The organism is Pseudoalteromonas sp. NH0006-46 (assembly GCF_057547735.1).
Map to the genome: position 1 here is coordinate 264,238 of NZ_BAAJML010000001.1, position 26,212 is coordinate 290,449.

Consider the following 26,212-nt stretch of genomic DNA (forward strand, 5'->3'; position numbering starts at 1 on the left):
ATTCATTTATAAATCATATTAAGTGTAATATACCCCGAGTTATGATGCGTGTTAATATGCTTTACAAATTAAACTGCGTTTTGACAGAAAATACATATGACTCCTTGGCAAACATATCAACAAGATTTAAAACGAGATGACTTTGTACACGACGCAGCACAAGAAAATGCTGTGCGCCACTTGCAACGTTTATACGACGACCTCACACAAGCAAAACCAAAATCAACAGGTTTTTTCGCTAGTTTATTTAGTAATAATGAACCCGAACCTATAAAAGGGCTTTATTTTTGGGGCGGAGTTGGACGTGGGAAAACGTATTTAGTTGATACTTTCTACGAAGCATTGCCAAGTGAACGAAAAATGCGCGTGCATTTTCATCGTTTTATGCACCGTGTGCATGACGAATTAAAAAAACTTAATAACACGGCTAATCCACTGGAAAAAGTTGCAGACATATTTAAATCAGAAACAGACATCATCTGTTTTGATGAGTTTTTTGTTCAAGACATAACGGATGCCATGTTGCTTGGTGGTTTAATGGAAGCATTGTTTGCACGCGGAATTGTTTTAGTCGCTACCTCTAATATAGTGCCTGACGATTTATATCGAAACGGCCTACAACGTGCTCGTTTTATGCCTGCCATTGAGCTGGTAAAACTCAATACTGAAGTAGTGAATGTTGACTCGGGTATTGATTATCGATTGAGAACGTTAGAACAAGCTGAAATTTTTCACAGCCCACTTGATGAGCAAGCGGATAAAAACCTGTTTGAATATTTTGATAAGTTGTCAGCTGAACCGGGCCAGCTTGATAAACCTATAGAAATAGAAGGGCGCTTAATAAAAACACGCAAAGTAGCCCAAAATGTTGTGCTATTTGAATTTAGTGAATTGTGTGAGACCGCTCGAAGCCAAGTCGATTACATGGAAATTAGTCGTTTATATAACACGGTTATTATTTCTAATGTAAAACAGCTTGGTCAGAACAATGATGATGCAGCAAGGCGCTTTATTGCCTTAGTCGATGAATTTTACGAACGCCACGTGACGTTAATTATTTCAGCCGAAAAACCAATTACCGAACTTTACACGCAAGGCAACTTAAATTTTGAATTTAAACGCTGCATAAGCCGTTTACAAGAAATGCAGTCGTTAGAGTATTTAGCGAGAGAACATTTAGCTTAATAAACATTAGAATGCCGGTCGTTTTGCTTTCTTAACACTTATTTGTAAATAGCGATAATTTTCTTGTGGGAAAAACAACCGATCGGTAGCAATGTGATTTAAGTGCTGGTATACTCCCGCGTCTGCCACGTTGCGTTCTATGCCTTCATATAGTTTAGCCACTAATGAGCGGCGCAAAGTCTAAAACTCGAAGGGGTTATAGCAAACTTAGAGCAGTAGTTAATATTAACTACTTGTGGTTTTAATTGAAAAACATTGGATTTTTATAAATGAAAACGTTTGTTGCTAAACCAGAAACAGTAAAACGTGACTGGTACGTAGTTGACGCTGAAGGTAAAACTTTAGGTCGCATCGCTACTGAAATCGCTCATCGCCTACGCGGTAAGCATAAAGCTGAATACACTCCACACGTAGATACTGGTGATTACATCATCGTTATCAACGCTGAGAAAGTTACTGTAACTGGTAACAAATTCAAAGATAAAGTGTACTACGCTCACTCTGGTTTTCCAGGTGGCCTTAAGTCTACTACTTTTGATAAACTTCAAGCTGCAAAGCCTGAAATGATCATCGAGAAAGCAGTTAAAGGCATGTTGCCACGTGGTCCTTTAGGCCGCGCAATGTACCGTAAACTTAAAGTTTACGCAGGTACTGAGCATAACCATGCTGCACAACAGCCTCAGGTTCTAGACATTTAAGGAGCACTATCATGGCAAATCAATACTACGGTACAGGTCGTCGTAAAAGTTCAAGTGCTCGCGTATTCTTACGCCCAGGCACTGGTAACATCGTAATCAACAAGCGCTCTTTAGAAGAGTACTTTGGTCGCGAAACAGCACGCATGGTTGTTCATCAAGCTCTTGAGCTTGTTGATATGACTGAAAAATTTGACCTTTTCATCACTGTTTCTGGTGGTGGTACAACTGGTCAAGCTGGTGCTATCCGTCACGGTATCACTCGTGCACTTATGGAGTTTGACGAGTCACTACGTCCACAACTTCGTAAAGCAGGTTTCGTTACTCGTGATGCACGTAAAGTTGAACGTAAGAAAGTGGGTCTTAAGAAAGCGCGTAAGCGTCCACAGTTCTCAAAACGTTAATCTATACGTTATCAAGAATTCAAAAACCCAGCTTATGCTGGGTTTTTTGTTATTGGCGTAAAATTTCTTCAGATTCCTTTCCATTTTGATAAATTATTAGTCTAAGCTGTACATTGCAAATTACCGTTTATGATGATCACACTGTGCAATAAAGGCGTATTAATTGTACGAAAGGAAGTAAATAGTCAGATCGCTGCAAAAAAGTTAAATAATTATCGTAATTAGTTTAAATCCATCAGTTAATTGATGGAATTTTTTGCTACAATTGGCGTGGAAGTAAAACGATCAAGTTTTATAACACTATGTGTAGTCTTAAAACTTCCGCTTAGTGGAGTTGATCTTGGTCACTACATCGTTTTTACAGAAGTGATATTATTACTTTTCCAGCTCGTGCTCGAACTAGCTTAATCAAACCATTGGTGAAATTAATATTTTTCAAGACCCGAGTTGCTAATAACCTTGTTTTAAACAAGGGTTTTAATTATGATCATTTCTATTTTAAAAATTTCGAATAATTAACCTGCTGTAACTGATGTTCTCAATATAGCAAGTGTTGAGAATCGTAAGTGGAGATAAGTGGATGAGCAATGCGCCTGTAGACAATGGCCGACGTCGCTTTTTAACCATAGCTACCTCTGTTGTTGGTGGTGTTGGTGCGGCTGGGGCTGCTGTTCCTTTTATTGCGTCTTGGAATCCAAGTGAGCGAGCTAAATCTGCGGGTGCGCCTGTAGAAGTAGATATCAGCAAACTTGAACCTGGACAATTAATACGTGTCGAGTGGCGTGGTAAACCTGTATGGGTTGTATCACGAACCCCAAAAATGCTTGAGCAAATGAAAGAACATGAAGGTCAACTTCGTGATCCGCAATCGCAAGAGCCACAACAATTAGAATCATCAACAAATGATTACCGTTCATTACGTCCAGAGATTTTTGTCGCTGTAGGTATTTGTACGCATTTAGGATGTTCACCTAGCTTTTTACAAGGTGGCTTTGGTGAAAAAGTGGAAGGGACTGATGATGGTTTTTATTGTCCATGTCACGGTTCTAAATTTGATATGGCTGGCCGTGTTTTTCAATCGGTTCCAGCACCATTAAACTTAGAAATTCCACCATATACTTTTCTTGATGAAACCACTATTTTAGTGGGCGAAGAACAAGGGGTGGCCTAATGTTTGGTAAGATTATTGGTTGGATTGACGACAGAATCCCAATGACACGTGTTTGGAACATGCATATTGCACAGTATCCAGCACCTAAAAACTTTAATTTTTGGTACTTCTTTGGCTCATTGGCAATGTTAGTACTAGTGAACCAAATACTGACCGGTATTTGGCTAACAATGAACTACGTACCGTCTGCTGAAGGTGCATTTGCATCAATAGAATATATCATGCGTGATGTAGATTATGGTTGGTTACTGCGCTATCTGCATTCAACCGGTGCGTCTGCGTTTTTCATTGTTGTTTATCTGCATATGTTCCGTGGCATGATCTACGGTTCTTATCAAAAGCCACGTGAGCTACTGTGGTTGTTTGGTATGTTTATTTTCTTAGCACTGATGGCTGAGGCATTCATGGGGTATTTACTACCATGGGGTCAAATGTCATTTTGGGGTGCGCAGGTAATTATTTCATTGTTTGGTGCAATCCCTGTTATTGGTGATGACCTTACACTTTGGATCCGTGGTGACTACGTAATTTCAGGTGCAACGCTTAACCGCTTCTTTGCATTACACGTTATTGCACTACCATTAGTTATTGTAATTCTAGTGTTCTTACACATTGTTGCACTACATGAAGTGGGTTCTAATAACCCAGACGGTATTGATAACAAACGTAAAAAAGGCACGGTTCCTGAAGAAGATAAGCCTAAATTTAAGTTCCATGAATATTACACTGATAAAAAAGACATTATTGATGCGATTCCGTTCCACCCTTATTACACAGTAAAAGATATTGTGGGCGTGGTTGGTTTCTTAATCCTGTTTTGTTGGGTTGTGTTCTTTATGCCTGCTATGGGTGGTTTCTTCTTAGAAGCGCCAAACTTTGAAGCGGCAAACCCACTTAAAACACCGGAACATATATTCCCTGTTTGGTACTTTACGCCATTTTACGCAATCTTGCGTGCAATCCCAGATAAACTAATGGGTGTTGCAGCAATGGGGGCGTCAATTGTAGTACTTGCGTTATTACCTTGGATTGACCGTGGTTCAGTTCGCTCTGTTCGTTACCGTTGTGGTTTCCACAAATGGAACATTGCAGGCTTTGTTGTTACTTTTGTTCTTTTAGGTTGGGTTGGTGCTACACCGCAAACTGACTTTAAAACGATTGTCTCGCAAGTTTGTACTGTGACTTACTTTATGTTCTTCGTGCTGTTATTTGTTTACAGTAAGAATGAAAAAACTAAGCCATTGCCTGAGAGGTTAACGAAATGATGAAAAAACTAATTATTGGTTTATTCGCTTTATCAGTAAATATGTTACCTGCAATGGCGGCAGGTCCGTCGGTTCCTTTAATGGAAGCGGGTAACGATATATCTGATCAGCCATCTTTGCAGCGCGGTGCTAAGTTGTTCATGAACTACTGTCTTGGTTGTCACCAAATGCAGTACCAACGTTATGAACGTACTTTCCGTGATATTGGTATTCCAACGGAAGTTGGCCAAGAGCAACTTATTTTTGATGGTTCAAAAGTTGGTAGCCATATCAAGAACTCAATGGCTAAAGATGATGCAGCGAAATGGTTTGGTGCGGCTCCGCCGGATTTAACCAATGTTGCACGTGTACGCGGAAGTGATTGGATTTACACGTACTTGAAATCATTTTATAAAGATGAGTCTCGCCCGTTTGGTGTAAATAATACGTTATTCCCATCAGTAGGTATGCCACATGTTCTACAAGAACTTCAGGGTGTTCCTACTCCTATTACTGAAGAAGTAACTGTTGACGGTGTAACAACTGTACATATCACAGGTACTGAAACAGATGGTTCAGGTGAAATGAGCGTAGATGAGTATGACCAAGCAGTTCGTGATTTAACGAACTTCCTAGAGTACGTCGGTGAGCCGACTCGACTTGAATCGGAAGCGCTAGGTATTAAGGTAATCGGATTTTTAATTATCCTATTTATCTTGGCATTTATGCTTAAGAAAGAATACTGGAGAGATGTTCATTAATTTTGAACATATTTAAAGGTAATTTTGCAATAGGGGCTTAAGCCCCTATTGCTGTTTTAGTTATTTAATGGAGGTAGGCATGGCCGTAGCTGCCAATAAGCGCCCTGTAATGACCCTTTTCTCTGGGGCTAACTGTATGTATAGCCACCAAGTACGCATAGTACTTGCAGAAAAAGGTGTAAGTGTAGATATTCATTTGGCTGAAAAGGACAATCTGCCAGAAGCACTTCACGAAATTAACCCTTACGGTACAGTGCCAACACTGATTGACCGTGAGCTTGGTTTATATCAGGCAAATATCATCATGGAATACCTTGATGAACGTTTTCCTCACCCTCCACTAATGCCTGTATATCCGGTAATGCGTGGCCGTAGCCGTTTAATGATGCACCGTATTGACACTGATTGGTACAGCCTTGCTGCTAAAATCAGCAATAACACATCAGATGCAGCACAAGCTCGTAAAGAGTTAACTGAGGCATTACTTGCGGTAGCTCCTATTTTTAGCGAAGCGCCTTACTTTATGAGTGAAGAGTTTAGCTTAGTAGATTGTTACTTAGCCCCACTACTATGGCGTTTACCTGAGTTTGGTATTGAGCTTAATGGTGCTGGTTCTAAAGAGATGAAAGAGTACATGATCCGTTTATTTGAACGTGAATCATTCCAAGCTTCGTTAACTGAAGCTGAGCGTGAGATCCGTTTATAATGACGCCTAATCGTCCTTATTTATTACGTGCTTTTTTTGATTGGATAGTCGATAACGATTGTACGCCGCATATTGTGGTGGACGCTGGTTTTGCAAATGTGCAAGTGCCTACACAGTTTGTGCAAGATGGACAAATTGTGCTGAACATTAGCCCATCTGCAGTTACACAGTTTTCGTTAGACTTAACTCAACTTAGTTTTAACGCGCGTTTTGGCGGTCAGCCAATGCAAGTTTATGTACCTTTAGGTGCTGTGCTTGCAATTTACGCTCGCGAAAACGGCGAAGGTACAGTCTTTACTGCAGACGAGTTTGTAGAGGACGAAGACGAGTTTGATGAAGGTCTAGAAAGTGTTGATTCATCAGAGTATATAGATGAAACACCACCAGAAAAACCTGAAAAGAAAAAAGGCTCGCATTTACGTGTTATAAAATAATATGTAGATTACAAAAAAACCGCTTAAAAGCGGTTTTTTTATTGCTGTAATTTAGTGACTTTTAATTAATATATTCAAATACCTTTACAACGCGCTCAACGCCCGACACATTACGTGCAATATTAACTGCGCGATTAGCTTCATCTTGAGACACCAAGCCCATTAAATACACCTCAGCGTTTTCTGTAACCACTTTAATGTTATTGCTGCTAATATCTTTAGTTGCTAGTAACTGCGCTTTTACCTTGGAGGTAAGCCATGAGTCGTGTGTTTGAGTGGTTATACCAATATTTGAACCAATACGAAGTTGGTTATGAATTTTACGAATGCCAGCAATTGACTCTACGGTTATTTGTGCTTCGTTTTTCATTTCCTGATTAGCAACTTGACCAACAAGTAGAACAATACCATTAACACTTATGGCGTTAACTCGAGCTGATTTTTCTAGGCGTTCAACTTCACTAATAGCAATACTGGCTTTAATTTCTATATTGTTATCATCAATTTGTGAGCCAATGGTGCGACGGTCATTTGCAGCGGTTACTGCACTGGCTGTACCGGCTACAACAGCTGCGGCGCAGCCTTGTAATAAAACAACGGTGCCTAATACGATGAGAGAGCGTTTAAACATAATTTTCATCCTGAGGGAAAAGCGTTAAATCTATGAGTTCACTTAAACAGTGTAAGTTAGTTAAATGCGACTCTATAATTCGGCTAGGGCGTTTAGACGGTGTTCTTATTTCAACATCATTAGGGCCAAGTAAACCCACTAATTCACCCCCGTCGTCACCCACCATAACAATGACCTTCATATCGCGTGTGAGTGCAGCTTCAACGGCTGAAATGACTTGTTTTTCATTGCCATTAATTGCTAATACCAATAGTAAGTCACCTTGCTGAGCAAAAGCACGGATTTGGCGAGCAAATGTGTCGTGATCATCACTGTGATTGTTTTGCCCAAGATTTATATTTTCTTGTGATAAAGCAATAGCAGGTAAGCAAGGACGCTCTGTTTCATAGTGATTAACCAATATCCCCGCCATGTGTTGCGCAAGCATATGACAGTTAGCTGTTCCGCAACAAATTAACTTATTACCATTAATTAGGCTTTGTGCAATTGTAAATGCGGCCGATTCAAGTGCACTGGGTAGGACTTCTCCAGCAGCTATTTGAACTTGAATACTTTCTGTAAAAATTTCTTTTATTGTGTCTTGCATAGCCTACCAATTTATTTTTAGTATTTTAAAATACGTTTTTAAGCCAATTATATGTAGGAGATGATTCTCCAGTTATGGCTACATAGTCAATTCTTAATGCCTGATTTGTTAAGTTTTTAGCCGCTAAGTAATGATAAATACTGCGTTTAAGCCGTTCTTGCTTTTTTGCACTGAGCGCATAATTAGCACCGCCTCGAGCGTTATTTTTGCGAAACTTTACTTCTACAAATACGAGGGTGTTTCCCTCTTTCATAATAATATCGAGCTCACCAAAGGGGCAGTAATAATTACGCTCTATAGGCTTTAACCCTTGCGACACTAAGTATTTTTGCGCTTGTAGCTCGTAGTACTGACCTTTTTCACGACTATTTTGCCACAGCTCTTTAAACCACGACATGTCGCCCCCTTAACTTAATAAAGTCTAATTTAAAGTTTGCACACCACTGGCTGACTGCATAAACAAGGGCACAGGGCGCTGTGTTTTAAGCTGAACGGGCTTAATTTGGCGATTAGTATATTGCGCCCAATCAAGCACTCGTTGTATGTGGCCATTACTATTAACTGATAACTTACCGCTCAAACCACTAAATTGATTACCAGGCATTAAGCTCAATTGCCTAATATCATTAATAACTAGTACTGCATCGTATGCCATAGCGAATAAGCGTTGGCTTATGTCGGCTTGCTCAGGCCAAAGGGTATTGTACTGCTCACGTAAATTATGTTGTTTTATTTGCGAGTTAAGCATCCAAGGTAACTCTGTAAAGTAGAGTCCATCTAGGTCGCCTTTATCGGTCGAATCTATCTGTTTACTATGACTTTTAGAACTGGCATAAAGCGGGATCCGTTGTGCAAACGTACTAATGTTAACGTCAAGATAAGGCTTAATTAAACGGGTCTCTGTAGCATCACCTAAAATATAAATGACATCAATATCACTGCGTGAGCGTGTTTCACTCTCAACTTCTTGCTTAAATAATGCTTTGATTGTTTTTATACGCTCTTTAGATTTGTCCACTTCTAATAAGTTAGTAATGGTTTTAGGCATGTCTTGGTTGTTTTCATAAAAACCAATTTGAGGTTTAGTCTCGCTATAGCGTTGCCATTGCTGATTAAAAAAATCAACTAAACGCTGGCCATTATTGTTTTCTGGGGCAAGTAACATAGGTTTTTGGTATCCCATAGCCAGAAAATGCTCTAATGCTTGTTCTACCTCATGCTCAGGATTTAACGCAAAATAATAATGTTGAAGCGAAATAGTGTTTCCGTCGAATGTATTCAAATGTAGTGTTGGAATGTTAATCAGTGTTTCAGCAGCTGTTAGCTTATCTATATTTGCTTTAAGTAGTGGGCCAACTACAAAATCAGGATTTATTTGATCAAGCTTTGCAGCAATTTCTGCAGTACTTAAATTCTCATCAATAAAAATAGCTTCATTAATGTTTTGTTTGTCTAAGGCCGCCAGAGCACCAGCTTTTAATGCATTTCCTAGTCTTTCGTTTGGGCCAGACTGAGGAAATAAAAGAACTAGACGATCAATATTCAAAGGTGCTAACTCAACAAGACCTCCGTCTTGTTTAGGTAAAACAGTGCCAGCAGGGTGCCCTACGTAACGACGTCGCCAGTTATTAATTGCTTGGTCAAGTTCTACACCGCTACCTGCATATACTTGGTGATATAGAGCAAGGTTGACCCAGCCTTGTTGAATAACAGAGCCGCGGTTAAAACGCTCCAATGCATAGGAAGACAACTGTTTTAGGTTATCCCATAACTGTTGCTCGAGTTGCGGGATGTCAATTTTACTTTTTGCAGATGTTTCAGATGCTCTAAAAAAGTAGGGAGCTGCTTTTTTTGGAAAATTTTGTGAGGCGTAAATGCTAGCTGTTAAAAACTGATGCCATGCAAAGTGCTCAGGCTGTGTTAGTTGCCCATCTAACGATTGTAAAATAATTAAAGCCTGGTCATTTTTATTTTGTTGTTTTTGCGCGTATGCAATATAAAGACGATTTTGAGTTTGATCGACACTTGCTGTTAGCTCAAGGTCGCGACCAATTTGCTCTAATAATGGCCAGTTTTTTTCAGAAATAGCGGCATCACGTGCGCTATACAATAATTGTATTTTGTCAGCACCTTGACGATTTACGGCTAATTGATAGATAGATTGCGCACTGGTTGCTTGATTTTTTAGCGCATTAGCACTGCTGCTGAAGTTATCGCTTTTTTTAATTGGTTTTTCGGTTGTGCTACACGCCGATAACCCTGACAATATAATTAATAGACCAACTAGTTTAAGTCGCACAATGATTTCCCAATACGTTAACGCGATTTGCTTATATTACTGACTGACGCAGGAGACCTCAATGTTAAATGAGGAGAATTCACATAAAATTGGCACTCTTTACATTGTTGCCACCCCAATTGGCAATTATGACGACTTAAGTCAGCGTGCCATTGCGACATTATCGCAAGTTGACTTAATCGCTGCTGAAGATACACGCCACACCGGCAAGCTGCTCAGCCATTTTGGTATTAAGGCAAAAACATTTGCATTACATGATCACAACGAAAAACAAAAAGCGCAGCAAATTATTGATCAACTAAATCAGGGGTTAAATATAGCCTTAGTGTCAGATGCTGGTACGCCGCTCATTAGTGACCCAGGATATGCGGTTGTAAACTTATGCCGTGAACAAGGCGCAAGCGTAACCCCTGTGCCTGGTGCATGCGCTGCTATAACCGCAGTGTGTTGTTCAGGTTTACCTACTGACCGCTTTCAGTTTATTGGCTTTACGCCCGCTAAAAGTAAAGCGCGCCAAGACTTTTTCATCGAAGCGGTAAACTCAGGTATTACCAGCATTATGTATGAAAGCACGCACCGTATTATGGCAAGTCTTGATGATTTAGAAACTGCGCTTGGCAGTGAACAGCAGGTGGTGTTTGCTAAAGAGCTCACCAAAACCTTTGAAACTTTTTTTAATGGCACTGTGAGTGAGCTTAAGCAGTTTTTAACTGACGATCCTACCAAGCAACGCGGCGAAATTGTACTCATGCTGCCGGGCAAACCCAAGCTTGTAGACGATATTCCACCTGAGGCTCGTAAAATGTTGGCTCTACTTGAAAAAGAAATGCCAATGAAAAAAGCGTGTGGTGTTGTAGCCGACTACTTTGGCATGAAAAAAAATGCACTATACAAAACAATTATTGAAGAAAAAGAGTAAATATTACTGCGCTTGGCTTTAGCGTCATGTATACTGCGCGCCGAGTCAGCCAAGATAATCGCTGCCTGTGACGAAAATGATCAGGGGGAGGAAAGTCCGGGCTCCACAGGGCAGAGTGCCAGCTAACGGCTGGGGGGCGTGAGCCCACGACAAGTGCAGCAGAGAGAAGACCGCCAACCTCGGTTGGTAAGGGTGAAAGGGTGCGGTAAGAGCGCACCGGGCCGCTAGTAATAGTCGGTTGCAAGGTAAACTCCACTCGGAGCAAGACCAAATAGGGTTCCTTATGGCGTGGCCCACGTTGGAACCGGGTAGGTTGCTTGAGCCATAGAGCGATTTATGGCCTAGACGAATGATTATCACTTTCTTCGGAAAGGACAAAACCCGGCTTATAGGCTGACTCAAACTCAAGCGTAAGCATCTGATTTATTAGGTGCTTACGCTTGAACCACTAATCTCATGGCACAAAATTTCAAAAGTGTGCCAAATAGTGTGCCAAATAAACTCAATACGTTACTTACACATAGGTAACTTAATGAGACATATCAAACTCCCTGAACACCTCATACTACGAAAAGAACGTTATTATTTTCGTTATGTTTTCCCTCGTAAATTTATCGGCTCCGATATACGCATTTCACTTAAAACCAAACACCTTCATCATGCTTTAAACTTTCTAGGCCTAATCAAACCCGAATTAGATAAACTAAAAATACTTGCGAGTGATCGACACAATATAGATACTGAAACTTTAATCAATCAAGCAAAACGTATCTTAATTCATATGAAGCAAAAACTTACCCATGAGCTAAGCAAAAAAATAATAGCAAAAGAAGAACAACGTTATGCTTCAACGGCACACTCTATAAATGGCATTAAAGCAAAGCCGTTAAACAGTCACTCACCTACACATTTAAGAACCGCAGCAAACATTATGCTTTCTATTGCAGATGGTGAGACAGGTGAATTATTGGTTGAAGCTTTAAAAAACAATGATTACGAAGTGCTCAATATTTATGTTTTAGTCAGCAAGTATATGGCACTTAAAAATAGTGGTTTAAGTAATGTCGATATCGTGGCTAATAAACAAATCGAAAAAAGTGTTCGTCAACTTGCACGCCAATTAGATACGTTTTTACTCGCTGGTATGTTTAATAGTTCTGAAGTTGAAACTGATGAAGACTTATTTGATGACTCAGATGAAGACGACAACTTTTACGCTGATAACATTGATGCAATAGATACTCTCAACAAACACGAGGTAGAATTCGAACCTGACACATTAGAGTATTCAGCATTTAAAAGTATGCTAGAAACCTCAAGAAATTTGCAGGCTAAATACTTGGCCTCTTGCTTAACTAAAGATTCAGAGCAAAAACATTTATTAGATTCAATGTTTACTAAAAGCTCACACACCATAGCTGAAAGTAAGCCAAGTGAAGAAAAACAACAAACTCAAGGCCCATTATTTTCAGAAGTGTATAACGAATTTTTAGATTTTAAAGTAAATGCAGGTTTAAGCGATAGGCTTGTAAAAGAATATGCTCGCCACTATGAAGCATGGCGTTTACTAAGTGAAGACAAAGCAATTGAAAGTTATAAAGCGAGTGATATAGGTCGTTTTATTGACCGCTGTTATCAGTTACCTAAAAAGAATCGCGCACCATACAGTAAAATGAGCTTGCAAGAGTGCCTAGACTTCGATGTTCCTGAAGATGACTTAGTTACACCTAAAACTGTTCAAGGCTATTACAAGTGGTTACAGGGGATATTCTCCTATGCTAAAAGAGATACTGTTGAATATATTCAGCATTCACCATGTACTATAAAACGAGACTTTAAGCAGCGTATACGTGGTGTTTTTAATAACGAAGAACTTACTAAGTTTGAAGCATTCGCAATGCGAACAAAACATGCGTGGCAAAAGTGGTCACTATTATTAGCCATGTACACAGGCGCAAGGCGCACAGAAATTTATCAGTTAAGAAAAACAGATATCCGTGTTGAAGATAGTATTAACTACATATTAGTAACTGATGAACACGAATCACAACGCCTTAAAACTAATAACGCAAAACGTAAAATCCCTATCCATAAGCGCTTAATCGAAATTGGTTTTTTAGAGTATGTAGAACAAGCAGAGGGACGTATTTTATATGAAATAACATCAGCAGAGAGTATCACTAGTTGGTTTGGTCGTTTAGTTGTGGAGCTCGAAATACCTAGCGTTAATGAGCTGGGTGAACTTCGCAGCTATCACAGCTTTAGACATACTTTCATAAGTAATATACGTAATAATCATTCGTTTGATCTTTCACTGATTCAGCAAATAGTTGGTCATGAACTTTCAAAAGGTGGGATTACAGATAAATATACACATGGTGGGGCTAGTTTGAAAAGGTTATCAGACGTAATTGGGGCTTTTAAAATAAGTTCCTCAAACAAAAATTGATTGTTAATTTACAAGGCTTTAAAGTAGTGATGGTTAAAATATAAGTTTAACATTTTTCAAATGCAAATTAAGGATGGAACCTTTATGGGATCGGTTAGGGATCAAATTCATAGTGCTGAAAGAGCTATATGTAATAATATTAGCCAGTTAGCTGGTCAGCGAGATTTGCTGTCGCAAAATATTCTCTCTCAACTAAGAAATTTAGTGGAAGGAGTTGCTGTTTTGTTTCATTCAAATAATTTAAATTCTGACTTTTTATATGACAAAGTGAACCCTGCTCTCGCCCATATTGGAGGGAGTGGGAAGTTAAACTTCTTAAATAAGTTTCATAAGCTCCTCCAGATTAGCGTTTCACATTATACAGTTGAAGGCGATAGCTCTGAAAGATTAATGCTGAAATATTATGAGTACCTGCATCGAATAAGGGCTTTGATTAAGAGTGAAAAAAACATTGATATACTCTCAAACTTAGAATGCTTTCCTGTTGACTTAGATCCATCACTACGCGAATACCACGAAAAAATAGCCTCTGTAGTTGAAGAGATAGGCATGTTCCAAGGAAGTACAGCTAACTCTGAACGTTACTATATCCATAGAAAAAGGCCTTTTTTTTGCTTTGGTAGAATTTATTATGAGGTTACTTTCTATCGAGCTACAAACAAAGCAAACAAGTTTGATAGAATCATAGCATTCACAAATTTTGATATTGCGGATAAGCATGCAGCTATGCTTACTCTGCATCAAGATAATATTAAAGTACTTGGTCAATTTATGCCTATTACGATTATTCGTAAATGGAGTGTTTCAATTAGGCCATGTGAACTGAAAAACTTTTCAAAAATTTTAAACCTAGATATCGACACTAGAACAAATTCATTCGAGTACCAACATTTAATGAACTATTTGAGCAATAGCTCTACTAGCCTCCTCGATTTTGTAACCTCTCCAGAGCTACATTACATGTCAGAAAGAGCTAAAGCACTTTCTAGTGGAGAGTTTCCACAGATATTCTTAGCACTAGATAAAGCAAGAGGATTTATCCTAAATAATTCTTTAGGCCATAATGTTATTCGTTATCTATTATTACGAATGAATAATCAAATTATTAAGGCCCAACATTCTAGAGATAGCTGTTATTTATTATCAAACTTGAACCTTAAGTTTGGTTGTAACCCTTTTGATAAAATGCCCTTTTGTACATCTCTTATTGGGCATAACCCTCGTTTTAGTGATGTTGCAGAATGTATAGAACTACACGGTAGAGAGCATGAGCTATTCGCGAGAAAAATTAAAAATAATGTTGAGCAAAACGGCGTCCTTTATACTCCTATTTCTGAACTCAGTGATTATGGTGATATAAATACTCTGATTACTAATTATAATAAAGAGCTATATTACAAGCATATGGATCGGCAGTTGTGTCTAGATAAAGGGCATGTTTTTGTTCAAAAATATGAAGAAGAAACAGCCTCAATAATTAACCATTTGCAGGACAGTACCGTTGTAGGAATAGCTGGTTATACTCAAGCTGTTGAGCAATGGCTAACAACTATACCTCAATTTATTGACGATCCTACAAAAGTAAGTGCTCTAAAAAACCTATTTAGTTTATCTAAAGTAGCTTTAATATATGGAGCGGCTGGTACAGGTAAATCAACTATGATTCACCATATAGCACAGTACTTTAATGATAAAAGTAAGCTATTCTTAGCCCATACGAATCCGGCCATAGATAACTTAAAACGCAGAGTTAGTGCACAAAATTCAACGTTTAGAACTATAAGCAAGCAAGCTCGAGGGGGAAGTGCAGAAGAGTTCGATGTATTGATTATAGATGAGTGTAGCACTGTAAGTAATGCGGATTTATTAAAGGTACTTCAACATACATCTTATAAACTTTTGGTACTTGTAGGTGATTCTTACCAGATAGAGTCAATACAATTTGGCAATTGGTTTACTATTGCTCCTTCATTTATACCTAACTTATCAGTTTTCGAGTTAAAAACCCCTTTTAGGACGGACAATGAAGAGCTATTAAAGTTTTGGGGGAAAGTAAGAGAAAGTAGTAATGATCTAGCTGAAATCATGGTTAAGAATAACTACTCAACTGATTTAGATAGTTCGCTCTTTGAAAATTATTCCGAGGATGAAATCATATTGTGTTTGAACTACGATGGTTTATACGGAATTAACAATATCAATAGGTTTCTTCAAAGTGGCAATCAAGGAGCAAGGTTTTTCTGGCGAGAATCAACATATAAAATTGGTGATCCTGTTTTATTTTCAGATAGTGAGCGTTTCAGGCCTGTAATTTATAACAATTTAAAAGGTTGGATTGTTAATATTTCACAAGCACCAGGATGGATTCAATTCGATATCAGGCTCGATAGGGATCTTAATGAATTTGACGTTTCATATTGTTATGATTTGACTTGGGTTAGTGAATCTATTGTCCGCTTTACGGTTTTTGATTCACCACACTCTAGTGATGACGATGACGATACCCTCAATACTACAGTCCCTTTTCAAGTAGCTTATGCAGTATCCATCCATAAGGCACAGGGCTTAGAATATAGTTCGGTGAAAATAGTAATCACAGATGCGAATGAAGATGATATATCCCATAGTATTTTCTATACAGCAATTACGAGAGCTATGGATCGTTTAAAGATATTTTGGACTCCAGAAACTCAACAAAAAGTCCTGAATAAACTTACTAGAAAAGCTAGTCATAAAGACGCGATCTTAATTACAGGCAGAAAGAATTTAAAAAGGCTTAACTAGTTAGCAAGGGTGTATATGTTCAAAGTTGTGAAATAGCCCTCTGAAAGCCCATTTCAACTAACGTTAATACATATTAACGTTAGTTGGTTAATAGTCTTCGAAGATTATTAGCCAACTAACGAAAAAAAAGTATATGAAAATTGATATTTCGATTAAATTGTTATTTGTAAGTTTAATTAAATATACATACACTGTATGTGTATACAGTTTTCAGGAGGTTTTATGCAGGAGTGCATCAACTGTGGACATTCATATGATGAAAATATTTCAAATTGTCCTAGGTGTATTGAGTTAGATATAAAAAGTAGACCAGATCTGGTTTCAGTTTCAGCAATTACAGCACAGCTCATCACAGAGAAAGGAAATTCATCGTTAGATTCTAACTTAGGTGAACTCTGGCCTAAAAATGACGATGTTTGTTTTAAATTGATAACTCAAGTTGAGAAAAAATTTGACGCAAAAAATAAATTTCATAGCTATCTTACTGAGGATAACTCAATAAGGTCAGTACCTTATTATCTTGAAAGCTATATCCAAAAGAAAATAGACTTTAAACAATTAATCACTCAACTTATGGGAGAAATAATTAGCTCAGCTAGAGGAGTTGGTGCTCATAAAGTTACTGGGGGGAGTATTTTGTTTATGCACTATAAAAGTCATGATAAAGACGATCTTGGTCAGCTATTGGCTATTATGGTTGATAAAAAAGATGGCTTTGATTTCGATGCTGTTAGTTTAGTTCCTAAAAATACACCACATATAAATTTAGACGCATTAAAACAAGCTGCATTATTTGATTTAACTCTTTTTGATGAGGTTTATCCAAAAATTCCTAGTAGAGATACTTATTTAAAATTTATCAAAGGTAATACATCAGGTAACTTTTTCAAAAGTGCTTTTGGCTGTGATGAGAGGAATACAGACAATGTTAAATCTATAGATGAGTTACGAAGAGCTATTAGTGACTTCGAGGAGAAAAATAAACTTGGTGCGTCATACTACGAAAAAGCTAAAAATAGCTTTGAAGCATTAATTTCAAAGGCCGAAAAAGATAAAAAGCCCGTTTCTGCTCAAAGCTTATATGATGCTATTGAATCTAATTTGCCGAGCGATTCACACCTAAAAGGTACATTTGCAAATTTTGTGAATACTGGTGGTTACCAAGTTAACCCACATATAGAGCCTACAAAAAATAGTGTTAAATCTGGCCGATGGGTTGACATTGAGGCTGGTGATAAAAGCTTTTTAGGTAAGGTTGTGCGAACTAAAGTTGGTAAGTTAGGCTCAGGGATGCCTGCAGAGTACGAAGCTGGAAGGCTCACACTTTTAATATCAGATCCGCTTCAAAGAAAAGAGTTTGAAAAGCTTATAGAGGTATCCAACTGATGTCAAAATCAGCCAGTTATTTAAGCTTTTTTTCAATATTACATGAAAATAAAGTTGATGCATCGTCTGAGTTAATTACAATTCAATCTGATGAAGGTTTTGATGCAAATAATATAGAGAAATACTTAAATGGAATTGGCTATGAATTTGATAGTTACCGAACTATTCGTGGAAATAAGGTTGAGCTATCTTTAACTGCAGTCAATTGGAACGAAAAGTGTCCTTTTTTCGAAACTTGGCAAAAAGTATTCGACGAAGTAGACACTTCCAGTATATTACCCAGCTTTTATTATGTCCTTGAAGATAAGACGTCTAACTTTGATGAGCATATCAATGCTAAAAAGTTACAAGTTTTTTGCAAAGTCAGAGAGCTATTAGCTCAATTATCAGACCATTGTGAACCAAGTTCAGGCTCAGCAAAAGGCTCTCGAAAACTTGTATATATAGTCGAATTAGAAAATAGTATTTCCAAGCATGAATTTCAACCTTCTATTGCATGGTCGGAATTAAGCAAAGCTAATAATATTGAGAATTCATTGCCTTTAGCTAAAAAGTTATTGAAAGCAATTAATGTCGGTGATAGCCAAGACATTGAAAGAAAAAATGTTTTGAGATCTGCTTTTAGTGAGTTAATAAGCGGTTGCGTGGATCAGAGTGAAATATTTTCGACGATAATTCGGTCATTAGCTGAGTTAGATAGAAAGTATGATGCACACCACGAGCTTTTTGTTAAAAGGTTTAGTGTAAACAAGGTGTTGTTGGAAATTAATGAACAGGATCTTAAGTATACTTCCAAGATAAATGAAATTGTCTCAAGTGCTCAAAATAAGGCTTTGACGATACCTGGTGCCTTGATTGCGATTGGTGCTATTATGAAAATAGACCATCCTGCTGATGCTATTGCTGTTGGCGTTGGTTTAGTTGTCACTACGATCATTGTCCATCGTTCACTTGGAGTACATGAGGCTACGGTCGAACATATAAGCAATCAAGTAAACTCTGATTTTAAACGTTATGATACATTAAATGAAAAGGCAGAAATCAGAGCACAAGCAGTCTCAACAGCAAAAGACCTAAATATCTTACTCAAAAAAGCTTCTAAAAACTCTAGATTCATAAAAAAGTGTATTTGGTTAATCCTTACCTCATCGTTGTTATTTTTAATTTTTACCAGCTTTTCTGCATCACCTAGTGAGCTACTTTAAGTATCCATGAACTGTCAAAAATGGCACTGGTTTTAAGTAGTTAGTCATGTATACCGACTATACGTTTATGTATAAGAGGTATCTATTATGTCTAATTACACACCTACAGAGTGTTACTTAAATAACTTAGCGCCAACAGGGCGAAAGGCTGTTATTTCACTGATAAAAAGTGTTAAAAACACTTTATTATTGACTGAGAAACTAGTCACATTACCTCTTCACAAGTTAAGTTTTGAGCAGCTTTCTACACTTAAACAAAGCTTAGTATTCAATAATAAGTCAGCTAGAACTATTCAACTCACTTTTCAAGTAATCAAAGCCATAGCTAAAACTGCTTTTTTAATGAATTTAATTGAGCAGCACGAACTGGAAAAGTTTAATGTGCTTAAACTCCCTCAGATTGAACCAAGCTTAAAAGGTAAGTCACTTACAGCCACACAGTTAAAAAGCATATTAAAACAGCCCTACACACCACCTTCAATTATTAACATACGTGATATTGCATTATTGGCTTTAATGGCTGGTGCGGGATTAAGAAGATCTGAAGTTTCAGCTTTAAAGCTTAGTGACTTTTCAATAGCTGATCAGCTAGTTGTTATCCATAAGGGAAAAGGAAACCGTACTAGAACACAGTACTTACCAGTGTGGGTATTAGAGTATTTAAGCTCATGGCTAACTGTACGTGGTAAAAACGAGGGGCCATTATTTTGCGTGGTTTTAAATGGTAGAGCTATTCAAGCTCGTGGTATTTCACCTGAAACTATATATAGCGTTGTAACGGCCAGAACTAATCATGTTTTGGGGGAGAAGTTTACACCCCATGACATGAGGCGAACTTATATTTCATCACTATTGGCTAATGGTGTTGATATTTCAACTGTGAGTAAACTGGCAGGGCATAAAAGCATTATTACCACACAGTTATATGATAAACGTGGCGTGGACAGTTTAAAGCGCGCCGTTAATACTTTATCTGTGAATGGATGTGGTGATCATGAATAAGTTACTAATTAGCCAATTTACTAGCCATTATGGCATCAAGTTAATAGAGTCAGGCTTGTTTGATGATGATACATTTGAGCAATATAGCCCTAGGGAAGTACAGCAGTTATCTGGCTCAAAAAGATCAAATCTACCAATTGATTTGGATGATTTATACGACTCATTTGTTGAAACAGCCAAAGACTTTGACCAAAAATTACTTTCAAAAAATAGCCGTTACTTTAGCAAAAGTATTGGATTGCCAAGCAATGCTAACTCCCTAATTGAATTTATTGTTGCTGGTACTCTTAAACCAACCATTTTTAAGTTCATAGAGCAGTTTATTACTAAATCTGCGTATTCATATTCAGATGCATTCACTGTGTTATTAGGGCTTGGGGAAATTGAGCAGGAAGAGTGTTTAGAAGCACTTGAATCAATTGGATTATATAAAAACCGCATCTTAGACTATGAGTTACCATTACTGCCTAAATCACTTGCCCATTATTTATTTACTAGCCAACAATACAAGACTAAAGATGCATTAGGGTTATTTTTAAAAAATGAGGAGCCAGCAAGTTACAAGTTAAGCTCTTTTGGCCATAGGGATATTTTACACCTAAAAAGCCTATTAAATGGTTGGCAGAGATCAAGTAATAATGGCTTAAATATATTGATATATGGGGCTGTAGGTACAGGTAAGTCTGAATTAGCTAAGTCTTTATGTAGCAACGCTGACTTAGTTTTAATGAAGGTTAAATCTAGCTCTGAAGTTGATGCACAAGTTGAAAGGCAATTAGGCACAAAGTCTTCAACCAGCTACCGCATTCATAACTTATCTATGGCACGTAGGTTAATGGGGGAACGCCGTGATGGGGTGTTACTTATAGATGAATGCGAAGACATATTTGATGTAAATATGTTTGGCTCTAGTGAACCAAAAGAGCTTTTGCATAGCTTAATTGAAGAACCTAATGGTGCAGCCTTATGGATAACGAACCATATTGAAGATATCCCTGAAAGTTGTGTACGGCGTTTCGATTTTGTACTTGAAATGCCCCAGCTAACGAAGAAAAAGCGTTTAGAACATGCCCTAGGGTACTTTAATGAGCTAAAAGTAAGCCAAAACTTTATTGAAAAGGTGGTTTCGAACAAACACCTAAGCTTGGCGAATATAAGTAAAGCCAGCCATGGGGCTAGTTTATGTGGTTATGAGAGCGAAGCTGCACAAGAATTTATAGATTCATATGTTGAAGGGGTAATGGTTGCATCGGGTATTGATTTAAACCAAATGCATTACAAACCAGAGCTTAAGTTTGACCATACCAATATCAACTTAAAGGGTTCGTTTTCTAACCTTAATGATATTACCAACGCCCTTAATAACCATCATGGTGCGAGAACGTTATTATTTGGCCCTACGGGTACTGGTAAAACAGCATTTGTTAACCATGTATGCCAAGAAGCTGGTTTTGAGCTAATAAGTGTTCAGGCTTCAGATATATTGAGTAAATGGGTGGGGGAGAGTGAGCAAAATATAAAGAACCTATTTATACAGGCTACAGAAGAAGGTGCGGCTATATTTATCGATGAAGCCGACAGCTTATTTTCAAGCCGTGAGGGTGTCACAAACAGCTGGGAGGTTCAATCCGTAAACCAACTATTGTGTAACCTTGAAATGTTTGAACTTCCTTTCTTTGCCGCCACCAATTTTAAAAAGCATTTAGATAAAGCTTTATTGCGCCGTTGTGACTTCAAGCTTGAGCTAGATTACTTAACACCTGAACAAGTATCACGAATGATATTAAAGTTAACAGGCAAAAAAGCCTTGGCGAAAAGTGAGAGCGCTAAATTGGTTGGATTAGATCGCATAACTCCTGGTGATTTTAGCGTGATAGCACGAAAAATGCGTTTTTTGAATAAAGCGCCGACATCGATTGAAGTATTAGAGTTTTTGTTTGAAGAACAGAAATTGAAAGGCGATTGTAAACGACGCATAGGTTTTTAATTGTAGTAGCTCATATCTGATCTTACAGAATAGGTGAATTGATTTAGACTTGGCCTAACAGGCAGGTAAGAGCGAGAAACGGACACTAAAAAGTTAAATTTATCCCTACTTCTTTGAGTAGGAGCATAATTTTGTCCAATAACATTATTAAACGCCGTTTTGGTGCAAAATAACATGCTTAATTTCTAGCTCTTTTAATTACTTGTTTACAAAGGTAATTATTGGTGAAATTATCATGATAAGTAATATACGCCGTTTTGGTGTGTTATAACCACCAAAATGGTGTTCAATAAGCTGTTATACAAAAAGGAAAATTGAGTGGCATTTAAAGTAAAAATAGCAGAAATGCTAGCTTACCGTTCAGCGTATATTTGTAACAATCCAGAATGTAACACCTTAACTGTTGGTGCGGCATTAAATGACAGTAGCCTAAAATTAAAATTAGGTGAGGCGGCACACATAATTGGTGAAAAGCCAAATGCTGCGAGGTATGAAGATATTGGTCAAAAAAAGTTATCATCGATAGAAAATGGTATTTGGCTATGTGCAAATTGTCACACAATGGTCGACAAAATTGATGGCATTGAGTTTAAAAAAGAAGAACTGTATGACTGGAAAGAAAAGCATGAAAAAATGATTTCAATGCTTTTGAAAACGCATAAAAGTCCAGTTCCTTTGTTAGTTCGACAAACAGAGAACTTTGAACTCGCTCAGAGCTTGGTGGATTATTTGTCCGGGAAAGGGGTATTCTACGAGCCTGCAAGTTTTGAAAATCCTACACATGTTGTGCTATCTCTGGATCAGACTCGAAAGTTCATCAATCGAGAGATGAGAAAAATTCAGCTTGATACAGAGCTTAAACAAGTTTTCTCAAGTATAAGTAAGTGCGTACAAGAAGTAATGAACGAAACTTCTCAATCAGCTCAAAATTTGGATGTACGAGAACTGGATGACTACTTGACAGTAATGCGCCGCAAAGTTGGTAAGCAACTTAGAATCCTTCAAGATAAATATGGTTGCTCTATTACTGGGCATATAACCACGATCGTCTAGTTTTTGTATAACAAACAATTTAAGAGTGATTCAGCACGCTTGGCATTCTTGGTTTGGGTTTAGTTCAATGGTTACGGTGTTCAAATTAAGTGTTGTGGTCGCGTGCTTCACACCTTTATTGGGCGTTACCACCGCCCGCAATTGGCACATATACGACTGTCAGATTTGGTTAAGTTCTGCTTGTCGAATCTGACAGGTCACTTATTCATTTTAATATATTCTTTTTTCGTGACTATTTTTCGTCGCCTTCGTAAAAGTAACCAGCGTCAAAGCTCCCGTTTTTTATAGACTTAGCTTTAGCTATCTCTAAAAACTGCTCTCTACTTACCCCTTTGTTTTTTGCTAAACAAATTATTACTTCATACATATCAGCGAGTTCTTCGACTGACTTGTATTTATCTTGTTCGGAGATATATTCTTCATGTTCCTCGATTAGCTTTTCATTTAGAGCCGAAATTAATTGGTTCCCTTTGAGAGCTTTAATCTTAGGTTTTCTACCATTAGAAATAATAATGTTTGGAATGTTATCGCGAACTAGTTTTTTAGTTCTTCTAAAATCCGTATTGTCTGTATCACGCTTAGCTCTATTACATCTATAACAAAGTGCTTGAAGGTTTTTTTCTGAGTGGACCTCAATTAACTCACCGTCTTTAGTCACTTTCCCGCTTTTGTTTTTTGAAGACTGCGGAACAATATGATCAATATCAATAGGACGCAATGAAGATGGAATGCCGCATAGTTCGCACTTTCCATTTGCACGTTTTAAAATTTCATACCTGACTGATTTACTCGCTTGGGGAGAACGTTCTATATTTTTCTTTTTATCAAACCAAGTCGCTATTTTTTCTTCGCAAATTTCAACTTCTTTGCTTGAGTTGCTTAAATCAATTAAGTTAGGAGTTAAAGTGAATAGTTCATCATTTTTATTGTATTTTATAACATTATGTCTTGTAAGAGTTTCTTTCGGCCAGCGCATAACTATTTTTTTGTAGTAATCAAGAATAGACAAATCATATCTAGTCAAAGCAACGGCCAAATCCGTTTTAGTACACTGACCGTTATTATTCAGAAGCTCTTTAATTATGACTGGCTGGTAAACTTCAGTCATTGACATTTTATTTAACAAGAATTCACTTAATTTTGAACTCATAATTACTCCTCGCTGATTTGATTCACTATAAGTTATTACATTTAGCTGACTCTGACATAAGATAAAAATAAATCAATCATTACCTTTCTTAATTACTGGTCTTACAATTGACACTTTAGATTTACCAATATCCTTTTCAGATAATATTATTGGTTCTATATTTTCAATCTTTTCTAGCTCTGTGATTAACTGCTCAAAAAGGTGATCGTGATATTTAGATTCCTCTACATGATCTTTTATATTTAGCTTTTCCTTCAATTTAGAATAAATATCTTTATTTACTGATATTGTTATTCTTTTATTATTGAACTTTAACTTTCTTATTCTAGATAGATAATTATCCCAAATACTTTTATCTAGTGTTCTTAAAAGAGGTGTAACCCGGTTAAAAATATTTTTTAACCCAGTTATATTTTCTTCTAATTCATTTTCTAATGATTCATTCTGGGTTTCTAATGATATAAATTTTTCAATTAAATCGTTTATGTTATTTTTTTTTGATTTTGAGTATTTTGATATTATTTCTTTTGTATTGATTATTTCAATTTTTAACTCTGGCTCAATGTTCTTATTGTATAATTCATTATGTGAAATGTACCATTCCCAAATTTTAATGCTCTTTCTATTCATTATAAAACTCCAATTTCATTATTATATTTTTTCGTTCTGGAACTTTTATGTGTTTCTTTTCGTTTCGGAACGAATGAGGTTAAGTTTAGTTCTGGAACGGTTTTTGTCAAGTGTCTTTTAGTTACGATTATTTGCAAAGGTGACGAAACAGTGCCTGTAATCTTAATAATTTAAATCTGTAAAAAGTAAGTCCACATTAAAGGTTAGGACTAAACATGAAAGATACAGATGAATTGCTCAATGATAACATCAGGTTAGTTGGACATAATGAGGTAGGTGAACATTCGATTAGTTTATCGTTAATAGATACTGTTATTGAGTATAGTAATAAAATATATACCTATTCTATAGGTAGAAGTGAAGTTAAAGAGTTCTCAATTGATCAGTTTATTTCGAGATACGGTTATGATTATCGGGAAATTGACTGTGTTTTTTGTAGCTTAAATACCTACAAATACTTGAAAAAAGAAAATTCATTTAAGCATCCAAAGATAAATAATCTTATAAAAACTAAAGCTGAAAACAAAAAGACAGTAAAAGACTTCTGTGGTGTTGAGTCTTCAAGTCACCTTGATTTTTTTGCTATAACCTTAAATGTAAAAAAAAGGCATGTTAAAAAATTAATTAAAGAGCTTTCAAATGAAGATTTAATAGAAAAGAGATCTAAGAAAAAACATAAGTGTCGGTATTATAATCGAAAAGCTTTTAACGAAAATGAACACTTTTATATTTATTACTCTCCAAAGGGAAAGGCGCGTAATTATTTAAAGGTAAGGTGGAATCCTGCATTTACAAGTGAGAAATATCTCAGGTTTTTTTTCTCTAGGCTAAAGTCATTAGTAGGTAAGAATTATAGTGAGATAGTTAATGAGTCCTTAATTTCTAGAGTTGATTTTGCATTAGATTTTAAAGGTGATTCAGTTAAAGATACCATATTAAATATAAGTGGTTCTTCTAAGTTAAATAACTATTTTAATAGTGATTCAGTTATGGAAACAAAGATAGTTGGTGCGAGTGAGTTTAGATTGCAAGTATATAATAAATCTTTACAACAAGGATCTAATTGCTCTGATTCACTTAACAGAATTGAAGTTCAATTAAAAAGACCTAAGATAGACAAATTAAGGGTTCAGCTAAAAAACATTTGTAGTATTCTTGAAAAATCAAATAAAGTAAGGATGTATAGTATTACCGACAATAAATACTTTAGTGATGATGAAATTAATATTCTAAAATATTTAGGCGTGGTTGGATTAAGATCTACTCTTAATAATTCTAATGAGAAGAAGAGGCTATCTCGAAATCTTGCTAAGGTTGAAGTAAAAGGTTTTGGTGATAAATTAATGGGCGGATCATTAGCTGAGTTACAAAAGCTCAAAAGGCTTTTATTAAAACCTTAATACGTAATTGGAATTGTGCCAAATAGTGTGCCAAAATCTACATTTACGTTTGCTGCAATTAATATAACGTATTGATTTTTATATTTATATTTAAGTCTCCCTGTTAACTTATAGGCTGACTCACTCATTCA

23 protein-coding genes and 1 other RNA gene are annotated in these 26,212 nt (G+C 36.9%); 18 read left to right on the forward strand and 6 right to left on the reverse strand.

Translation table 11 applies throughout. The annotated features are described in order from the left end of the window. Nucleotides 1-96 precede the first annotated feature (96 nt). The 8 genes from zapE to AC27I2_RS01235 all read left to right on the forward strand — a co-directional run bounded on the left by zapE (nt 97) and on the right by AC27I2_RS01235 (nt 6,600). Nucleotides 97-1,185 carry a cell division protein ZapE gene (zapE, locus tag AC27I2_RS01200; protein WP_487203296.1) on the forward strand — a complete coding sequence of 363 codons (1,089 nt, stop codon included), beginning with the start codon at nt 97-99 and terminating at the stop codon, nt 1,183-1,185. Nucleotides 1,186-1,454: 269 nt separating this feature from the next. Next, entirely contained in the window at nt 1,455-1,883 is a 429-nt protein-coding gene (rplM, locus tag AC27I2_RS01205) for a 50S ribosomal protein L13 (protein WP_002957960.1), read from the forward strand. An 8-nt stretch (nt 1,884-1,891) separates the two neighbouring features. After that, on the forward strand, nt 1,892-2,284 hold the full coding sequence (rpsI, locus tag AC27I2_RS01210; RefSeq protein ID WP_086007041.1) for a 30S ribosomal protein S9: 393 nt from the start codon (nt 1,892-1,894) through the stop codon (nt 2,282-2,284). A 580-nt stretch (nt 2,285-2,864) separates the two neighbouring features. After that, on the forward strand, nt 2,865-3,455 hold the full coding sequence (gene petA, locus AC27I2_RS01215) for a ubiquinol-cytochrome c reductase iron-sulfur subunit (RefSeq protein WP_006792117.1): 591 nt from the start codon (nt 2,865-2,867) through the stop codon (nt 3,453-3,455). Next, a complete protein-coding gene (locus AC27I2_RS01220) occupies nt 3,455-4,720 on the forward strand; it encodes a cytochrome b (RefSeq protein ID WP_006792118.1) in 1,266 nt (421 codons plus the stop codon). The genes petA and AC27I2_RS01220 overlap by 1 nt, the downstream gene beginning before the upstream one ends. Further along, nucleotides 4,717-5,460, forward strand: a complete 744-nt coding sequence (locus tag AC27I2_RS01225) for a cytochrome c1 (RefSeq protein WP_219421340.1) — start codon at nt 4,717-4,719, stop codon at nt 5,458-5,460. Before AC27I2_RS01220 ends, AC27I2_RS01225 begins: the two co-directional genes overlap by 4 nt. A gap of 79 nt (nt 5,461-5,539) precedes the next feature. Then, nucleotides 5,540-6,166, forward strand: coding sequence for a stringent starvation protein SspA (gene sspA / locus AC27I2_RS01230; protein WP_006792120.1), 627 nt, complete (start codon nt 5,540-5,542; stop codon nt 6,164-6,166). Beyond that, the gene (locus AC27I2_RS01235) at nt 6,166-6,600 is read left to right on the forward strand and encodes a ClpXP protease specificity-enhancing factor (RefSeq protein WP_058403237.1); all 435 of its coding nucleotides are present in this window, start codon (nt 6,166-6,168) and stop codon (nt 6,598-6,600) included. The genes sspA and AC27I2_RS01235 overlap by 1 nt, the downstream gene beginning before the upstream one ends. Nucleotides 6,601-6,661: 61 nt before the next feature. On the opposite strand, the gene dolP is transcribed toward AC27I2_RS01235, so the two are convergent. The 4 genes from dolP to AC27I2_RS01255 are packed head-to-tail and all read right to left on the reverse strand — an operon-like array spanning nt 6,662 to nt 10,116. Next, nucleotides 6,662-7,231 (reverse strand): division/outer membrane stress-associated lipid-binding lipoprotein, encoded by a 570-nt coding sequence (dolP, locus tag AC27I2_RS01240; RefSeq protein ID WP_219421342.1) that lies wholly within the window; start codon nt 7,229-7,231, stop codon nt 6,662-6,664. Further along, nucleotides 7,224-7,817, reverse strand: a complete 594-nt coding sequence (locus AC27I2_RS01245; protein ID WP_058550706.1) for an SIS domain-containing protein — start codon at nt 7,815-7,817, stop codon at nt 7,224-7,226. Before AC27I2_RS01245 ends, dolP begins: the two co-directional genes overlap by 8 nt. A gap of 25 nt (nt 7,818-7,842) precedes the next feature. Beyond that, on the reverse strand, nt 7,843-8,214 hold the full coding sequence (locus AC27I2_RS01250) for a YraN family protein (RefSeq protein ID WP_219421343.1): 372 nt from the start codon (nt 8,212-8,214) through the stop codon (nt 7,843-7,845). Nucleotides 8,215-8,238: 24 nt separating this feature from the next. Beyond that, nucleotides 8,239-10,116 carry a penicillin-binding protein activator gene (locus AC27I2_RS01255; RefSeq protein ID WP_487203297.1) on the reverse strand — a complete coding sequence of 626 codons (1,878 nt, stop codon included), beginning with the start codon at nt 10,114-10,116 and terminating at the stop codon, nt 8,239-8,241. 61 nt (nt 10,117-10,177) lie between these two features. Between AC27I2_RS01255 and rsmI the strand changes: the two genes are divergently transcribed. The 9 genes from rsmI to AC27I2_RS01300 all read left to right on the forward strand — a co-directional run bounded on the left by rsmI (nt 10,178) and on the right by AC27I2_RS01300 (nt 22,901). Continuing rightward, entirely contained in the window at nt 10,178-11,035 is an 858-nt protein-coding gene (rsmI, locus tag AC27I2_RS01260) for a 16S rRNA (cytidine(1402)-2'-O)-methyltransferase (protein WP_487203298.1), read from the forward strand. A 41-nt stretch (nt 11,036-11,076) separates the two neighbouring features. After that, an RNA gene (gene rnpB, locus AC27I2_RS01265) (RNase P RNA component class A) lies at nt 11,077-11,440 on the forward strand. Between the two features lie 127 nt (nt 11,441-11,567). Further along, on the forward strand, nt 11,568-13,484 hold the full coding sequence (locus AC27I2_RS01270; protein WP_487203299.1) for a DUF3258 domain-containing protein: 1,917 nt from the start codon (nt 11,568-11,570) through the stop codon (nt 13,482-13,484). An 84-nt stretch (nt 13,485-13,568) separates the two neighbouring features. Further along, entirely contained in the window at nt 13,569-16,268 is a 2,700-nt protein-coding gene (locus tag AC27I2_RS01275) for an AAA family ATPase (RefSeq protein WP_487203300.1), read from the forward strand. 222 nt (nt 16,269-16,490) lie between these two features. Further along, a complete protein-coding gene (locus tag AC27I2_RS01280; protein ID WP_487203301.1) occupies nt 16,491-17,654 on the forward strand; it encodes a nucleoid-associated anti-phage protein in 1,164 nt (387 codons plus the stop codon). Continuing rightward, the gene (locus tag AC27I2_RS01285; protein ID WP_487203302.1) at nt 17,654-18,859 is read left to right on the forward strand and encodes an anti-phage protein; all 1,206 of its coding nucleotides are present in this window, start codon (nt 17,654-17,656) and stop codon (nt 18,857-18,859) included. Before AC27I2_RS01280 ends, AC27I2_RS01285 begins: the two co-directional genes overlap by 1 nt. A gap of 87 nt (nt 18,860-18,946) precedes the next feature. Then, nucleotides 18,947-19,861 (forward strand): tyrosine-type recombinase/integrase, encoded by a 915-nt coding sequence (locus AC27I2_RS01290; protein WP_487203303.1) that lies wholly within the window; start codon nt 18,947-18,949, stop codon nt 19,859-19,861. Continuing rightward, nucleotides 19,854-21,848, forward strand: a complete 1,995-nt coding sequence (locus AC27I2_RS01295; RefSeq protein ID WP_487203304.1) for an AAA family ATPase — start codon at nt 19,854-19,856, stop codon at nt 21,846-21,848. Before AC27I2_RS01290 ends, AC27I2_RS01295 begins: the two co-directional genes overlap by 8 nt. Before the next feature lie 318 nt (nt 21,849-22,166). Further along, nucleotides 22,167-22,901 (forward strand): HNH endonuclease, encoded by a 735-nt coding sequence (locus AC27I2_RS01300; RefSeq protein ID WP_487203305.1) that lies wholly within the window; start codon nt 22,167-22,169, stop codon nt 22,899-22,901. A 232-nt stretch (nt 22,902-23,133) separates the two neighbouring features. Here the strand turns inward: AC27I2_RS01300 and AC27I2_RS01305 are convergent, their stop codons facing one another. Next, nucleotides 23,134-24,051, reverse strand: a complete 918-nt coding sequence (locus AC27I2_RS01305; RefSeq protein ID WP_487203306.1) for an HNH endonuclease — start codon at nt 24,049-24,051, stop codon at nt 23,134-23,136. 72 nt (nt 24,052-24,123) lie between these two features. Continuing rightward, complete coding sequence (locus AC27I2_RS01310) at nt 24,124-24,681, reverse strand: hypothetical protein (RefSeq protein WP_487203307.1); 558 nt, start codon at nt 24,679-24,681, stop codon at nt 24,124-24,126. Nucleotides 24,682-24,896: 215 nt separating this feature from the next. On the opposite strand from AC27I2_RS01310, the gene AC27I2_RS01315 reads away from it, so the two are divergent. After that, a complete protein-coding gene (locus AC27I2_RS01315; RefSeq protein WP_487203308.1) occupies nt 24,897-26,081 on the forward strand; it encodes a hypothetical protein in 1,185 nt (394 codons plus the stop codon). Nucleotides 26,082-26,212 lie beyond the last annotated feature (131 nt).